Source organism: Maribacter sp. TH_r10 (assembly GCF_033101095.1).
GTDB classification, from domain to species: Bacteria; Bacteroidota; Bacteroidia; order Flavobacteriales; family Flavobacteriaceae; genus Maribacter_A; species Maribacter_A luteus.
This window is the reverse complement of record NZ_JAWMPY010000001.1, coordinates 1,063,685-1,079,062: the sequence shown is the minus strand read 5'-3', so window position 1 is coordinate 1,079,062 and position 15,378 is coordinate 1,063,685. Positions and strand designations below refer to the sequence as shown.

Here is a 15,378-nt window from a genome sequence, read left to right as displayed (position 1 = left end):
TAAAACTTGCTTACTAGAGGTTTATTCATCATCTAAGACAACTAGCTTCAACAAATCTATTTTTGTGTTTGAAACTTCCAAAACCGTAAACTGGAATTTTCCGATTTTAATTTCGGCATCCTTTTCGGGTATTTCGCCCGTTACGTTGACCAGAAGACCTCCTAAAGTTTCATATTCATCATTTTCAGGTAGTTCCAATTTGTAATTTTCGTTGATATAATCGACCTCTAACCGAGCGGAAAATTTATAACTTTTCTCATCTAGTTGCTCTTCGATCAAATCAGTGGAATCATGCTCATCCTCAATTTCGCCGAACAACTCTTCTACGATATCCTCTACTGTCATTAAACCTGACGTTCCCCCATATTCATCCAAAACTACCGCGATGCTCTTTCGTTTTTTGGTCAGAACATTCAAGATATCATGAATAAGCATAGTCTCTGGAACGAACTCTACCGGTCTAAGAATACTTTTTATGGTCTTAGGCTTTTTAAACAATTCGTAAGAATGCACATAACCTATGATATTATCTATAGTATCCTTATAGATCAATATTTTCGAATACCCTGTTTCCGTAAACAATTTTGCCAAGTTTTTTGTAGTCTCATGAAGTTCCACGGCGGCAATCTCGGTCCTTGGCACCATAACCTCCCTTGCTTTAACCAGTGTAAACTCTAAAGCATTTTGAAAAATCTGGATTTCGGAATCTATCACGTCTTCCTCTTCTATACTACCCATTTGTTCATTAATATAATCCCCAAGCTCAACTTTACTAAACACAAGTTGGGTCTCATCACCATCAGTCTTGAAAAAAGTCTTTAAGATAATATCCGAAAGTTTGATCACGAACTCAGAAATGACCGAAAAAAGAAGATAGAAAATATATGCAGGTACTGCCAAGATCTTCAACAAGCTGTTGGCATATATCTGGAACAGGACTTTCGGCAAAAACTCAGCCGTGATCAATATGATCAATGTTGAAATAACGGTTTGTGTAAACAAACTGAAATCGGTCAGGATCAGGTGCAAAAATCGATTTTGGATCGGCAAAAGCCCTACGAACCAATTCATAAGCAATTCGCCCATGAACAAACCATAGATGACCAAGGCAATATTATTCCCAATCAACATTGTTGCTATAAACTTGGAAGGCCTTTTTGTAAGGCGTGAAAGCACCTTTGCCAAAAAATCATCTTGCTTTTTTTCAATCTCAATATGAATTTTATTGGCTGAAATAAAAGCGATTTCCATGCCCGAAAAGAAGGCTGAAAACACCAAGGAAAGTATTATTATGACAATGGAGGTCTCCATTTCTACTATTGGTTATCCTTTTTTCGATTCTCGAATTTCTTTCGATAATTTCTCCTGAAAGCGAACATGGCAATGGAGACGATGGCAAAAAATATGAATATATAAGTGCCCTCCCTATTGGTATTCCAATCTGTAAAAATCCGGTAAAGTGAAAAAATAGCCACAACCAAGTACAAGTACTCTGTATATCTTAAAATCTTAATCATTGCTTGCTTCTTTTATGGTCATAAGACCATAGGTTCTATGTGCATTTAAAAAAGTAAAATCCTTATTGAAATCCATACCCTCGCCATCCATTACCGTACCTTCTTCAGGATTGGTGTATTTGAATTTATCTTGGGTAAAAGCCCATTCATTGGACTGATCATAATATAATCTCGGGGTTTCCAATTTTTTACCGTCATGGGTCTCCAATACGACATTGCCCCTTAAATCTATTAATCCCGTTGACGAATATCGAATGCAATAATCCGCGGTAATCCTGTTTTTATTATTGTTCTCATCATAAATATCGACAACGATACCTTCTGGAAAGGTACGATAAGGGAATTCCAGATTTTCGTAATTTTCGGTAATAGGCCCTGATAATACAGATATGACCTTGGTAGTATCCTTGTCCTCGTTTGCCATGACCTTATTGGCCTCGGAGTACATAAACGAAAAGTTTTCCGCAACTCCTTGGGGAAACACCAATGGCAAGGCCTCATCGCCAACCCTTTTATAGTTGTCCGCACAAGAAAAAAAAAGCATTGCCCCGGAAAATACCAGGGCAATGCTCTTAAGATTATATCCTAAAGGTTGTTTCATCTTATAAATTGGGAACCTTGACACTACCACCGACCCAGCAATTGAAAGTTACTGTTTTACCAGCCATACCAGAATTGAAGATATCGGTTTTGGAAGGTGCTTTAGCTGAATAACTTGCAGCTGATTGATTGGCCCTTCCACTTAAAGAAGGATCAACCCTTCCTGCTTTTCTAGCCATTTCGGCAGCTCTCCAGTAAACCGCTCTTTTTTCAAAAGGCGTACTACCACAATCGTTAGCACTTGTAGCATATAAATTAGCGATCAATAAATAAGCCCTACCATTAGAAGGATTGGCATCGATTGCCTTTTGAGCATAACTTCGTGCCGTTGATTTACTGCTTCTTCTAAATACAGTAGCTACTTTATAAGCAATGTTGGATTTTTTCCTTGCATCTGTTTCCAAATCCAAGGCCTTGTTGAAATCCGCTACCGCACCGTTACGGTCACCAGCTTTAAGTTTAAGGTTACCACCATAAACATACGCATCGGCAGAAGGATCAAGTGCCATTTGGGCTTCAAATAATTTTTTGAACATCGGGTCATCAGTACATTCTTTGTTGAACATTCTACCAACAGCTCTTTTCACCCAGTTAACATCGTTTTTCTTTTCCTCGAAACTCTTTTGATACAAAGGAATCAAGTTACCACAATCGGCCAAATCCCCTAACTTGGAATCTATACTACCTTCAATCTTACCAAAAGACTCCGAGTTGGTAGTAGCCGCTTTCAATTGCTTTTTCTCCTTACTCGTTAAAGTACCGGCTTCTTCTTTTGGAAGTAGTTTTGAGATCCTGTCGGTTAATTTAACATTCTCATCCTCTATTTTCTCGGTAACATCATCATAAACATCAAAGACTTCCTGAAGATCTTTGCTACCTGCCTTATGCAAATCTACCAAACTAGAGAAATAAAGATATAAGGCCTTAGGGTTTTTGAAATTAGGCTTATCCTCGTTAAAAGCCCTGCTCAACTCACTATAAATCTCATCATTAGAAATCATCTTGTTATCATATTTCAACAAAACCTTATCTATGATAACCGGAGCAAGTTTGGCTTTTTTAGGAAAATACTTCATACTGTTGTCATACAGTGTCAATAATTCCTGAACATTGGCTTCCTTGTCCGCTCCAGAAGATTTTTTAACCCTGTCTTTCAAAATTCTTTCACCATAAGCGAAATTGGCCCAGTTGATATCCGGACAATTATCATATACCATTTTCCAAGGTGTATATGCCGCCTCGTAATTTTTTACTTTAGCATGCTCAACGTAGATGGAAAGATTAGTCATGCACTCTTGGTTCTGTGCCTGCGCATTACTTACCCCCATGCTTCCTAAAAGCACTAAAGCCATGAAGTAAAGTTTCGTTTTCATATTATTAATTTTAGTGGTTAATGTACAAATTTTTCTTAATTAATTCTTCGCTTACGGAACCAAATATCATTCAATGAAAGTCCTAAATTAAATTTAAAGTAATTCTCTTCTATCAAATCACCGGCCTTTGTGCCTTTCCTACCTGCCTCGAATCCTAGGTTAAGATTGGAAAAACTTCCGCGCATTGGTAAACCAAAACCAAAAGTTATGCCAAAGTTGTTTATTTCATGATCCTTGATCAACATCCCTGTCTTTTCAAATCGCAGACCAGCCCTATAGGATATACGCTTTAAATAGCCTGAAAATGCAGAATGGTCAGGAATAAAAAATCCTCCAAAAGCGTAAGTACTGGCATCTTGATACTCTAAATTCTCGGCATCGATAAAATCATTTTTAAAAGAACCCATACCCTGGAAACTGTATTCAGCACCTACAAACCATTTCATGTCCTCGCCAATACCCAATCCTAAAGTAGTGATCGTAGGTATCTTTAATTCAGTATGCCTAAGGTTGACCGCATCAAGATTAACATCGACCACCTCGATATTAGCTCCTGTACTATTCGAAAAAGAACCAATCTCCTTTTCGTTCTTCGAAGTGAGATTGGCTTGGGTGTTAACCCTTACCGAAGTATACAACCTATATTTATCCTTGATCATAGGGGTGTAGTTCATGGCATAATTAAAATCCATTCCATTAACTTTTGAACTTCTTTTATCCAAAGTACCCAACTGTAGGTTCTCAATGGTCTGAATTCGATTGTTCTCCAAGGTTCCGAAATTGAAACTCGCGGTTGCACCAATGCTCAAATTCTTCATGATTTCATAGCCGGTAGACAAATAAACCTTATTCAACCCTCCATCACCATAGTAGCGGTTCAACACCTCTGAACCATTACCATCTACACTTTCAGCGACCATATCATACCCTACAGAAGAGTAAGGCATTATACCAAACCCAATACCCCAACCCTTTTTCAAGGCCATTGCAACGGAAATATATTCTAGCTTGGTAACAGAATTGGTCTGTTTTTCAAAATTATTCTCAAAACTCAGATTTGTATGTGAAATTCCTGCAGTGTAGGTCGTATTCCCGAAATCTTCCCCGTACTGTACACCAAGACGACTATAGGCAGCGGGATTTTTCAAGTTAACATGGATACTATCGGCGAACATACCTATACCACCCATCATCTGATTTTCCACAGTTCCTTTGGATTGTAATTCACCGACGCCAAAATAAGAGTAAGGAGAAACAGAACCATTTTGAGCATATAGTCCGACAGACGCAATGCATATTATTGCAGTTACAATTTTTTTGATCATTTAGCGCTTGTTGTAGTCTAGCAAATTATTTAATCCTTTCAGCAGAAAATTGGAAAAGGCAAATATGGTATTTTTTAACCGTTTAGACAAAAATTGATTATCCCCACCTGTTAAAATAACTGTTAAATCTTTGAATTCCATTCGATATTGATCTATTACCCCATCCAATTCAGTACAAATTCCGTTAACAACGCCACTATGAATACTAGATTCCGTAGTATTCCCAATTAACCCTTTTGGATCTTTTGGGTTTAAAAGTGGCAATTTAGATGTTTGTTGATGAAGCGCATTATAGCGCATTTGAAGTCCTGGGGATATTGTGCCACCCAGATACTCCCCATTTTCCGTTATCAGATCATAGGTAATACAGGTTCCGGCATCAATAACCAAAACATTGCAGTGTGGTTTAAAATAAAATGCTCCAGCAGCCAGGGCAATACGATCAACCCCCAATGTTTCAGGGGTGGCGTATTTATTCTCAAAAGGTGTCTTTGTCCCATGCCCGAGCACATGTACCTTGGAAAAAACCGTCAAGGCCTTCAAGTCGGTCTTTTCCAAACTAACGACCGAAGACACCATGGTCCATTCTATTTGAGGATATTCATGATATATGACTTTTGCTTTTTTTACCAAATCGGCAAGCTCAACCCTAATATCATGAACAATGGCCCCGTTTTCAAAAACAGCCAGTTTTACAAAGGTATTTCCTGCATCTATGATCAGATTCATGTTGCAAAGATCTGCAAATGAAAAAAAACAATCACCTTTTTTTTGGTTTTTGTTTGTATATCCTAAAATTGAAATTATATTTGCACCCTCTTAAATGAGATGGTGCCTTAGCTCAGTTGGTAGAGCAATGGACTGAAAATCCATGTGTCCCTGGTTCGATTCCTGGAGGCACCACCACAAAAACCGCAACCTGCCATAGGTTGCGGTTTTTTATTTTCAGTCGAAATGCGCTTATTTATACCCCTCATTGTAAAGCGATAAAATCGAAGGATATCAGAAATACCCCAGACTACTTGTCAGCACTAATTGAATAGCACCACCAGCATTATTCCAAATAGATTTTCAAGAAAATTATATAGGGCCTAACAATCACCCTATCCAAAAAAATGCAACTCAAAAGTGGGTGCAATTTAAGTGGAAAAGACCATTAACTTAGATTTAATTCCAGATTCGACTTACCTCATTTACTTGAAATTCATTGCATTGCAACACATTCTCTCCAGTATTCTTAATGATTAAACCAGTGTAATTCCCATTTGGGAAAATTTGGGAAGTCATCACATACTGCCCTTCGTTGATGAATATTTCAATAGACGACCAATCGACCAAGATACGCACCTCATATTCCCCTTCGGGCAAAAAGTGTACAGGCATTTGCTGTACACCTTTTCCAAAATCTTCCTGAAAATCGACTTTTCCGGATTTAGATCTATCCAGAAAAAATGTTTTTTGTTTGCCCGACATGGCCAAAACCAATTCATCCTTGGCGCTATTTCCGAATACTAATTCAAAATTTTGGGCAGAAGTCTTAAATCTTATTTCTGATTGATTAAAATTATCAGAGGACAAAGATTCTATTTGACTTGGAGCAACCTCGATTTTTGCTGTCTCCTTTTTGTTAACGATATCATCAATACCTTCAATCGGATAATTGAATAGTTGATACTCCCCATTCAATTTTTTCAATCTTAATTTTCTAGGGGTGGTCATTGCGCTACGCCATTCTTCAGTTGGTGTATCCCTTGCATAGGTCCAATTACTCATCCACCCAATAAAAATCGGGTCGGCTTCAGGATTGTTGTTGTAAGTAACCCCTGCGTAATTATCCGTACCAAAATCAATCCATTTCGTTTCGGCTTGATCGGTTGTAAAAACATTCCCATCAAAATCACCTACAAAATACTGGGTACCACTACCCCCGTTCGGGGCACCGGGATTAATACTGATCAATAAAACCCATCGCTCTTCGTCTGTTCCATTTACTTTCATTGGTATAAGGTCAGGGCACTCCCAAACACCTCCGTGAGCACCTTTGTCCTTGCCGAACTCTCCCAACAACTCCCAATTTTTCAAATCTTTTGAACCATAGAATTTTGCATGGTCTCCTGCAACCAATGTCATTATCCATTTTCCGGTTTCCTCGTGCCACATGACCTTAGGGTCCCGAAAATCCTTTATCCCTTCATTCCCAATAACAGGATTACCCTTGTACTTTTCCCAAGTATCCCCATTATCTAAACTATAGGCTATCCCTTGGGTCTGAAAATCGGTTCTGCCTGCTTTTTCACCTTCCATTAAATGATAAGTGTATATTGCGACAAGCGGAGGGTTCTCGACTGTCCCGAATCCTGAACTATTCTGTTTGTCCACAACAGCACTCCCAGAAAATATCAACCCATGTTCATCGGGGTAGAGCGCTATGGGTTTATGTTTCCAATGCACCAAATCCGTACTCGTTGCATGCCCCCAATGCATAGGCCCCCATACTATATCTTCTGGATAATACTGATAGAACAAATGGTAAACACCTTTATGATAAACCATACCATTGGGGTCGTTCATCCATTTTTGTTCAGGGGAAAAATGAAATTGGGGTCGGTAAGGTTCCATATAATAGTCCGACACAGTACTCGTTACCATGTCAAATTCTTTCTTTTCTTTGTCCTTACAGGACATGATTAGGACTAGTAATGTGATTAATACTGAATATTCCCGTATATAATTCATAGAATTTAATATAAGTAATGCTTTAAGTTAGTAAAATCATACAATATCCTATCTTTACATTTAGTTTTTTTTTGAAAATGAAAATCTTTTCCACTTTTTTAATTTGTCTTTTTTGTACTGCGACATTGGTAGCACAAAAAAAAATGGACAGAACCTTAAAAGTTCTTAATAACGAATCTATTCCCTACATACATATTTCCGAAGCCATTGCAAAAGACAGTCTGGTATTTTTGGATAGCCGAGAAATCGAAGAATTCAATGTAAGTCATTTAGAGCAGGCCATCTGGGTAGGTTATGACCAATTTGACCCCCATCGCATGCAAGAAAAAGTACCTAGTCTAGACACACCTATTGTTGTTTACTGTTCTATCGGCGTTCGTTCAGAGGATATTGGGGAAAAGCTAAAAGCTCTTGGATATACAAATATTCAAAACTTATATGGTGGCATTTTTAAATGGAAAAATTCCGGCTACCCGGTTTATGATATTGAAGGTCGTGAAACTGAAAAAGTACACGCCTATAATAAACTATGGGGCAGATTATTGACCAAGGGTGAAAAAATCTACGAGTAAGAAAGTACATATACATGGGTATAATTCAACCGAATACATATAAAAAAGACTCCAAGGCCATCCACTTTCAGTTGGTTAATTCAAAAGAGCTGTTACTCATTTTTACCAGAAACCCGGTTCTGGGGAAATGCAAAACACGCTTAGCGGCAAAGGTAGGCGACCGAATCGCTCTGGATATCTACAACGACCTGCTCAACCATACCGCTACCATTACAAAAGACCTTAACGTACACAAACATGTGTTTTATTCAGAAGACATTTGGGAAAATGATATTTGGGACAACCTTACTTTTGATAAACATTTGCAAAAAGGAAAGGACCTAGGCGATCGAATGGCCAATGCATTCCTTGACGGATTCGAAAGCGGTTTTGAAAAAATAATCATTATTGGAAGTGATATGTACGATTTGGATAGTACCGACTTGGTAAATGCCTTCAATTCACTAAATGACCATGACTATGTTATAGGGCCTGCAATGGACGGAGGATATTACCTCTTTGGAATGAAAGCCTTCAACGGAGAAGTTTTCAAGAATAAGGCTTGGGGCAAGAACACCGTGTATGAAGATACCATGAACAACCTGAAGAATGAAAAAGTCTTTCTTTTGGAAACTAAAAACGATATTGACCATTACGAGGATGTTTTACCAATAAAAGCTTTTCAAAAATATTTGAAGAACATATGAGATTATCAGAACAACAATTACAAGATTCAACGGAGTATTTAAAAAGTAAGGGATTCGAAAATCCTGAAATCGGCATTGTTCTAGGAACAGGTTTGGGCCAATTGGTCGATGCCATTGAAGACCCCATTACAGCCCATTACAGCCAAATACCTTTTTTCCCTTTGGCCACTGTGGAGTTTCATTCCGGGAAACTCATTTATGGCACCATAGAAGGTAAAAAGGTAGTAGTTATGGAGGGGCGTTTCCATTTGTACGAAGGCTATGATTTTGTCGATGTTACCTATCCAATCCGAATCATGCATAGACTAGGTATTAGCAAATTGTTCGTTTCAAATGCAGCCGGAGCCGTTAACCTAGACTTTAAAAAAGGAGACATCATGTTGATCGAGGATCACATTAACCTACAAGGCGGTTCCCCTTTGGCATTTAGCAATGTTGCCGAATTCGGTGACAGATTCGTAGATTTGAGCGAACCTTACGACCCGGGAATGCGAAATAAATTGATCACGATTGCCGAGCGTGAAAAAATCAGCCTAAAAAAAGGTGTTTATGCGGCTGTCATTGGGCCCCAACTGGAAACCAAGGCCGAATACCGTATGTTGAAAACCATTGGCTCAGACGCCGTGGGCATGAGCACCGTACCCGAAGTAATCGTTGCCAACCATTTAAGATTACCTATTGTCGCAGTATCGGTTCTAACGGATGAATGCGACCCAGACCACCTTGAGCCTGTTGATATTCAAGAAATCATTAGAATCGCAAATGAGACAGAACCCAAGATGATCAAATTATTCACTGAATTAATAAAAGAACTATGAGTTATTTAGAAGCCACGAACGATTTATATAAAGATGCCGCTTTGACGCCGGATGTTGGTCTGTGTTGTACCACCAATCCTATTTGGCAATTCCCGGGATTATCGATTCCGAAAATCATGCAAGAAATGAATTACGGGTGCGGTAGTACCGTATCCGCACAGGATTTGGTAAACAACCCCAAGATTCTCTATGTAGGAGTTGGCGGTGGCATGGAGTTATTGCAATTTTCTTATTTCTCACGTCAAAAAGGTGGAGTTACCGGAATAGATGTCGTGGATGAAATGCTCGAAGCTTCCAAAAAGAACTTTAAAATCGCAGAAGAAGAAAATGATTGGTTCAAAAGTGAGTTCGTTAATCTCATCAAAGGAGATGCCTTGAACTTACCCATTGAGGATGAAAGTGTTGATATTGCCGCCCAAAATTGTCTTTTCAATATTTTCAAGGCCGAAGACCTTAAGAAGGCCATCGCTGAAATGTACCGTGTTCTTAAACCCCACGGCCGTTTGGTCATGAGCGACCCAATATGTGAGCAACCTATGAACGACGAGTTACGAAACGACGACAGGCTGCGTGCCCTCTGTTTAAGTGGCAGTATTCCCATGAAAGACTATATTAAAGCCTTGACAGATGCCGGTTTCGGAACCATAGAGATCAGGGCCCGAAAATCGTACCGGGTATTATCCCCTAACCATTATCCTACCGATGAACTGATCTTTATAGAATCTATAGAAATTGCCGCCATAAAAGATCCGATGCCAGAAGACGGACCTTGTATTTTTACAGGTAAAACCGCCATTTACTATGGGGATGAAGAGTATTTCGATGACAATGCCGGCCACGTCCTATTACAAAACCAACCATTGGCCATCTGTGATAAAACCGCAGCAGCTTTGGCAAAAACAGGGGCCCCCATTCATATTAGCGAAAGCACATGGCATTATAACGGTGGTGGCTGTTGCTGATTTTTGTAAGGTTTAAAGGCTTTCATGAACTAAAGAAGTGTATTTTCACAAGCATAGACCATGATCAAACTGAAACATTTCTTCTTAATTGTGTTGCCTTTTTTCTTATTGCTGAATTGTTTTGGCCAAAAACCATCACACATGGGCTCATCAATAAATACATTATCAATTGACCATCAAGTATGGGACAACTTATTGAGAAAGTATGTTGATGGGCAAGGGAATGTAGACTATAAAGGTTTTGCTTCCGATGGGGAGCAACTAAATACTTACCTTGAGTATCTGGCGAAAAACCCTATTGCCAAATCAGCACCAAAAGAAGAGCAATTGGCTTATTACATAAACCTATATAATGCAGGTACGGTTCAATTGATTTTGGAGCATTACCCCTTAAAGAGCATAAAGGATATTTTTAGACCATGGGGCAAAGATCGTATAAAAATAGGTGATGAAAGTTTTTCACTTGGTGAGATAGAACACGATGTACTCCGAAAAATGAATGAACCGCGAATTCATTTTGCGATTAATTGCGCTTCTTTTTCTTGTCCAAAACTATTGAACAAAGCCTTTTCGGCATCTACAATGGAAGAACAACTAAATAGGGCCGCCTTTGATTTCATCAATGATTCCAGCAAAAATAAAATTTCATCGAATACAGTTGCGATTTCAAAAATATTCAAATGGTATAAAGATGACTTTACAGAGGAAAATAATTTAACCGAATACCTGAACCGGTATTCCGATATCAAGATCCAAAAAGGCTCTGAAATAGATTATCTAACTTATGATTGGAGCTTGAATGAAAGATAATACAACCATAAGTATTATTATTCCCGTTCTTAATGAGGAAACCCAAATCGCAGACTTGATCAGCTATTTAAATGAAAAAAGCTCTTCTTCCCAAATAGCAGAAATACTTGTGGTCGATGGCGGCAGCGTTGATAATACCGTGGATAGTGCAAAAAACGCGGGAGCCGTTATTTTACAGACACAAAAAGGAAGGGCCAAACAAATGAACCAAGGGGCAAAAATGGCGAAGGGTGATATTCTCTATTTTTTGCACGCAGACACCCTGCCCCCAAAGAACTTTGATAGTTATATCATCTCCGCAATTTCCGAGAACCATGAATCCGGTTGTTTTCAAATGCGTTTCGACAGCAACCATTGGCTACTTCGTTTCTTTGCATGGTTTACCAAGTACAATCATAAAATATGCAGAGGTGGCGACCAATCTTTATTCATCACCAAAAATCTATTTACCAGAATCAAAGGATTCAATGAAGATTATATTGTTTTTGAGGACAATGAATTTATCGGGCGTATCTATGAAAAAACAGGATTTAAGATAATTCCACATCATGTTCAAACCTCTGCAAGGAAATATCGGCAACACGGGGTCATAAAACTCCAATATCATTTCGGGGTCATTCACCTTAAAAATTTTTTGGGTGCGGGTCCCGATCAGTTGTACGACTATTATAAAAAGAAAATTGCCCTTTAACGAATAGGTCCGATCTCCCCACTTTCAAAGTCCTTGATAACACCCTCAGATATCCATTTGGCCAAAGCTTGACGGTTATCGGGCTGCAATATTCTTTTTTGATCTTTTTTGTTACGTATGTTCCCTATCTCGATAAATGTCATTGCCGGATGGGTTTTTTTCACAAGGTAAAGCGAAGTCCTGTCTTGGAAAGTACCTGTATATGTTCGATTAGGCTGATATTTTTTATATTTCAGTTTGAATGTCTCATGAATACTCTCTGCCAGTTTTTTTCCATTTTTACTCTTGGCATGATGGTAAAAGAAAACATCTATATTCTGGCCTTTACTTCGACTGTCAACATGGGTTACGATAAGCCGCTGAAATTGGCCGCTATGTTTTTTATGAAGCTCATTGACAATATCGACACGTTGCCTTAACCGGGCTGTTTGGTTCAATGGAATCACCTTATCGGGAAAGGCAACCTCATCCCTATCCATTTCCAAAATTCGCTCATCACGTATACCATCGTCCTTATCTTGGATAATGACATATACAGTGGCGCTCTGGGCCATAAGTTCACGTGCCAACCTAAGGGTTAGGTCATAAGCATATTCATCTTCGGAGATAAAGGTCTCCCCATATTGAGTCATAGCCCCGGGGTCGGGACCCCCATGCCCAGATATGAGATAATAAACAGCTCCTTTAAGTCGGGTATTCTTGATGACCACATCTGAATACGCCTTACCGAACAACGGATATGAAACACTATTTACCAGTATCGGCGCTTCCTCTTTAACCTTTTCTAAACTCGAGATTGAGTCCGGTGTAGGTAAAAAGTAGGTTCTGCCTTCGTAAAGATGAATGCTATCACGAAGGTTTTCGGAATTTAACGCAATGAAATCATCGAATGTTTCATAGGGATCAACCCCTTGCTTTCGCAATAGGGAATATACCCCGTCACCTTTTTCCGCTTTTACTGAAATATAAGCATCTTGCCCTATGGCCGAAACCACCAGAAACAATGACACAACAACTAAAAAACCTTTAATCTTCACTTTTACCTTTTTACTAATTGTCATTAAACTCGGTATTGGTATAATCCGATAAAATTCCGTTGGTAATTAGGTTGGTTATGTTCTTTTTGTCTGCGGCAACTTTTATGGTCTTGTGCTCCCCATCTGATTTTGAATCCATATCAATGAATGTAATGGGAGGCAAAATATTCTTGGCAAAGGCAATATTCTTGAAATCTGTGAATACTTTGGAATAATCGTCCAAAGATTCATGGTTAATTTCATTTTTGCCCAAGACCTTTAATATATTATCCGCAAATCTTTTACTTTCGACCCTTTCAGCATAATGATATACGGTTACCTCAGCCTTCGTTTTAGCAATCGCATCACTATTATCTATAATCATTAACCTCTGATAATCCCCGTTATGCTTCAAATATTTCTTGTTCACTACGCTAACATAATCGATTAAATCAAGTGAATCCTTTACATTGCTTTCCAATAGATAAACCCTTGCCCCACTTTGGAGCAAATTTCTTGCCATACCTAAAGACACTCCTTCTTTTGGTGTTTTAATATGTTCAATCAAATAATATACCGTATTTATAAGCGAGCTATCCTTTCGTCTTAGAGTAGCAAGTTCCCCTTCAAAAATAGGTCGTTCCCTATCATCACTGACCGAAATGGAAACCCCTCTATTCTTAAAAGAATCCGGTGCATCCGGAATACGATATGTCTCCCCTAGGACCAAACGACTTCCATTTTTTAGTTTATCCTCATTCAGCTCAAGGAATTGTGCGTAATATTTTGAAACATCTATACCCTCTTTTCTAAGCATCACGATAATTCCGTCTCCCTCTTTGGCAACTACGGTTTCCAATGTTTGTTGTGCAATCGCACATTTGAAAGAGATCAATACCAATACTACTACCGAAAATTGTTTTATAATGCTCACGTGCTAAAGGGTTGGTTTATACAAAGTAAGTTAAAAATACTGTCCAATTCCAAATACAATCCCCCGAGAAGGGTTTTTTGTTATACCATGGCCATAATCTATCCTAAAAATAGCATTGAAAATTCGTTTATGTATAAATCGCAATCCGACCCCGGGATATATTCTTATATTCCCTTCATCCCAAAAATCACTGAAATCCCCTCCGGGATTTCGCCAAGAGCCACCATCGATAAAAAGGTTACTTTGTAAAACGAACCAATCTTTATCTACCAAAGTATGCCTATATTCCGTATTGAGGACTATGGCAGCCGTTCCACGATCTATTGTATTGCCTACCCCTCTGATATTTAAATTATTATCTACAGTAAAAGGTGCAAAAGGAGTTTCCATATTGCTGGCCAACCCTGCGCGCAACCTATTGGCCCAATTGCCTTTTTTACCCACTCGCTTATAAAAAACGAAATCATTGAACCCAATAAAAAAATCAGGAAGGTTCTCATCGGTACTCCCCACATATTGAAAGTTAAGGGTACTTCTGAACCCGCTCAGATATTGATAATGATATTCAATATCCTCGTGGCCGTAAATGAATTTGAACAAGTGTTTATCTACGTTCAATGACTGTGGTATATCTGGTTGGGTGGCACCAGAAAGGTATTTATAATCTTCAGTAAAAAAGCTAAAACCCAATTCTATCCTATTCTTGAAATCAAGCTCATAGAGCCCCATTATCTGAAAACCATTGTTCCTGTATTTATAATCCGCACTCGTATCATTGAAAAAAACAGGTTCTTGAGTGGTAAAGTCATTATAACTCAATGAAAGACCCAATCTATTTGAAAAAAGATACGGGGCCCTTAAATTGAGTCCATAGGAATGGAAAACATCAAATTGATAAAACCCTCCCAAGGTGATATTCTTACCGAAGGTATTGAACTCTTGCAGTCCGACCCTAAAGGCAAAATCGTCGTTCGATGAGCTGAACAAGTTGGCAAAAGGTATTAAAGTAAAATTCTCTTCGATAGTGAAAACAACATCATAATCGCCTGTGTCCAACTTAAAAGTTTGAAAATAGGCATGAGAAACAGGCGGAAGTCTTTTAAGACGAATCACATCTTCATTCAATTGAACGGAATCCAAAACCGATCCGACCTTTGTTCGTACCAATTTTTCTACGAAGGATGTCTTTATCCTTTTGGCCCCATTAAAACCAACACTGGTGATAATTGGTTCTTGGGCAAACCCAAAAGTAAAACCTAGTACTAATAAAAAGGTCAAATACGTCTTAACCATATCAGAATCGAGAGAATTGTTAACTTTATAGACAAGGCGTTCAGT

At 38.6% G+C, this 15,378-nt stretch carries 16 protein-coding genes and 1 tRNA gene; 7 read left to right on the top strand and 10 right to left on the bottom strand.

Features of this window, described 5'->3' with window-relative positions; translation table 11 throughout:
- Positions 1-21: 21 nt before the first annotated feature.
- The 6 genes from R3X28_RS04480 to R3X28_RS04455 are packed head-to-tail and all read right to left on the bottom strand — an operon-like array spanning position 22 to position 5,544.
- On the bottom strand, positions 22-1,311 hold the full coding sequence (locus R3X28_RS04480; RefSeq protein ID WP_154362849.1) for a hemolysin family protein: 1,290 nt from the start codon (positions 1,309-1,311) through the stop codon (positions 22-24).
- Positions 1,312-1,316: 5 nt separating this feature from the next.
- Positions 1,317-1,517: a hypothetical protein gene (locus R3X28_RS04475; protein ID WP_154362851.1), complete on the bottom strand. Its 201-nt coding sequence runs from the start codon at positions 1,515-1,517 to the stop codon at positions 1,317-1,319.
- Positions 1,510-2,118: an LPS export ABC transporter periplasmic protein LptC gene (gene lptC / locus R3X28_RS04470; protein WP_317662736.1), complete on the bottom strand. Its 609-nt coding sequence runs from the start codon at positions 2,116-2,118 to the stop codon at positions 1,510-1,512. The genes R3X28_RS04475 and lptC overlap by 8 nt, the downstream gene beginning before the upstream one ends.
- A 1-nt stretch (position 2,119) precedes the next feature.
- The gene (locus tag R3X28_RS04465) at positions 2,120-3,490 is read right to left on the bottom strand and encodes a hypothetical protein (protein WP_317662734.1); all 1,371 of its coding nucleotides are present in this window, start codon (positions 3,488-3,490) and stop codon (positions 2,120-2,122) included.
- Between the two features lie 35 nt (positions 3,491-3,525).
- Complete coding sequence (locus R3X28_RS04460) at positions 3,526-4,815, bottom strand: hypothetical protein (protein ID WP_282053519.1); 1,290 nt, start codon at positions 4,813-4,815, stop codon at positions 3,526-3,528.
- On the bottom strand, positions 4,816-5,544 hold the full coding sequence (locus R3X28_RS04455; RefSeq protein ID WP_317662731.1) for a type III pantothenate kinase: 729 nt from the start codon (positions 5,542-5,544) through the stop codon (positions 4,816-4,818).
- Between the two features lie 101 nt (positions 5,545-5,645).
- Between R3X28_RS04455 and R3X28_RS04450 the strand changes: the two genes are divergently transcribed.
- Positions 5,646-5,721 (top strand) — tRNA-Phe (locus R3X28_RS04450).
- Between the two features lie 261 nt (positions 5,722-5,982).
- Here the strand turns inward: R3X28_RS04450 and R3X28_RS04445 are convergent.
- Positions 5,983-7,500, bottom strand: coding sequence for a glycoside hydrolase family 32 protein (locus R3X28_RS04445; protein WP_317662729.1), 1,518 nt, complete (start codon positions 7,498-7,500; stop codon positions 5,983-5,985).
- 194 nt (positions 7,501-7,694) lie between these two features.
- Here R3X28_RS04445 and R3X28_RS04440 point away from each other — a divergent pair, with 194 nt between their 5' ends.
- The 6 genes from R3X28_RS04440 to R3X28_RS04415 all read left to right on the top strand — a co-directional run bounded on the left by R3X28_RS04440 (position 7,695) and on the right by R3X28_RS04415 (position 12,090).
- Complete coding sequence (locus R3X28_RS04440; RefSeq protein WP_317662727.1) at positions 7,695-8,123, top strand: rhodanese-like domain-containing protein; 429 nt, start codon at positions 7,695-7,697, stop codon at positions 8,121-8,123.
- 14 nt (positions 8,124-8,137) lie between these two features.
- Positions 8,138-8,809, top strand: coding sequence for a TIGR04282 family arsenosugar biosynthesis glycosyltransferase (locus tag R3X28_RS04435; RefSeq protein WP_317662725.1), 672 nt, complete (start codon positions 8,138-8,140; stop codon positions 8,807-8,809).
- Positions 8,806-9,627, top strand: coding sequence for a purine-nucleoside phosphorylase (locus R3X28_RS04430; protein ID WP_154362865.1), 822 nt, complete (start codon positions 8,806-8,808; stop codon positions 9,625-9,627). Before R3X28_RS04435 ends, R3X28_RS04430 begins: the two co-directional genes overlap by 4 nt.
- A complete protein-coding gene (arsM, locus tag R3X28_RS04425; RefSeq protein WP_154362867.1) occupies positions 9,624-10,589 on the top strand; it encodes an arsenosugar biosynthesis arsenite methyltransferase ArsM in 966 nt (321 codons plus the stop codon). The genes R3X28_RS04430 and arsM overlap by 4 nt, the downstream gene beginning before the upstream one ends.
- Before the next feature lie 141 nt (positions 10,590-10,730).
- The gene (locus R3X28_RS04420; protein ID WP_317662722.1) at positions 10,731-11,399 is read left to right on the top strand and encodes a DUF547 domain-containing protein; all 669 of its coding nucleotides are present in this window, start codon (positions 10,731-10,733) and stop codon (positions 11,397-11,399) included.
- A complete protein-coding gene (locus R3X28_RS04415; protein ID WP_317662721.1) occupies positions 11,389-12,090 on the top strand; it encodes a TIGR04283 family arsenosugar biosynthesis glycosyltransferase in 702 nt (233 codons plus the stop codon). The genes R3X28_RS04420 and R3X28_RS04415 overlap by 11 nt, the downstream gene beginning before the upstream one ends.
- On the opposite strand, the gene R3X28_RS04410 is transcribed toward R3X28_RS04415, so the two are convergent.
- Genes R3X28_RS04410 through R3X28_RS04400 form a run of 3 tightly spaced genes read right to left on the bottom strand, consistent with a single transcriptional unit; the run spans position 12,087 to position 15,333 of the window.
- Positions 12,087-13,151, bottom strand: a complete 1,065-nt coding sequence (locus tag R3X28_RS04410; protein WP_317662719.1) for an N-acetylmuramoyl-L-alanine amidase — start codon at positions 13,149-13,151, stop codon at positions 12,087-12,089. The two genes, R3X28_RS04415 and R3X28_RS04410, sit on opposite strands and share 4 nt — an antisense overlap.
- Positions 13,141-14,040 carry a hypothetical protein gene (locus R3X28_RS04405; protein WP_317662718.1) on the bottom strand — a complete coding sequence of 300 codons (900 nt, stop codon included), beginning with the start codon at positions 14,038-14,040 and terminating at the stop codon, positions 13,141-13,143. The genes R3X28_RS04410 and R3X28_RS04405 overlap by 11 nt, the downstream gene beginning before the upstream one ends.
- Before the next feature lie 30 nt (positions 14,041-14,070).
- Entirely contained in the window at positions 14,071-15,333 is a 1,263-nt protein-coding gene (locus tag R3X28_RS04400) for a POTRA domain-containing protein (protein ID WP_317662717.1), read from the bottom strand.
- Between the last annotated feature and the right edge of the window lie 45 nt (positions 15,334-15,378).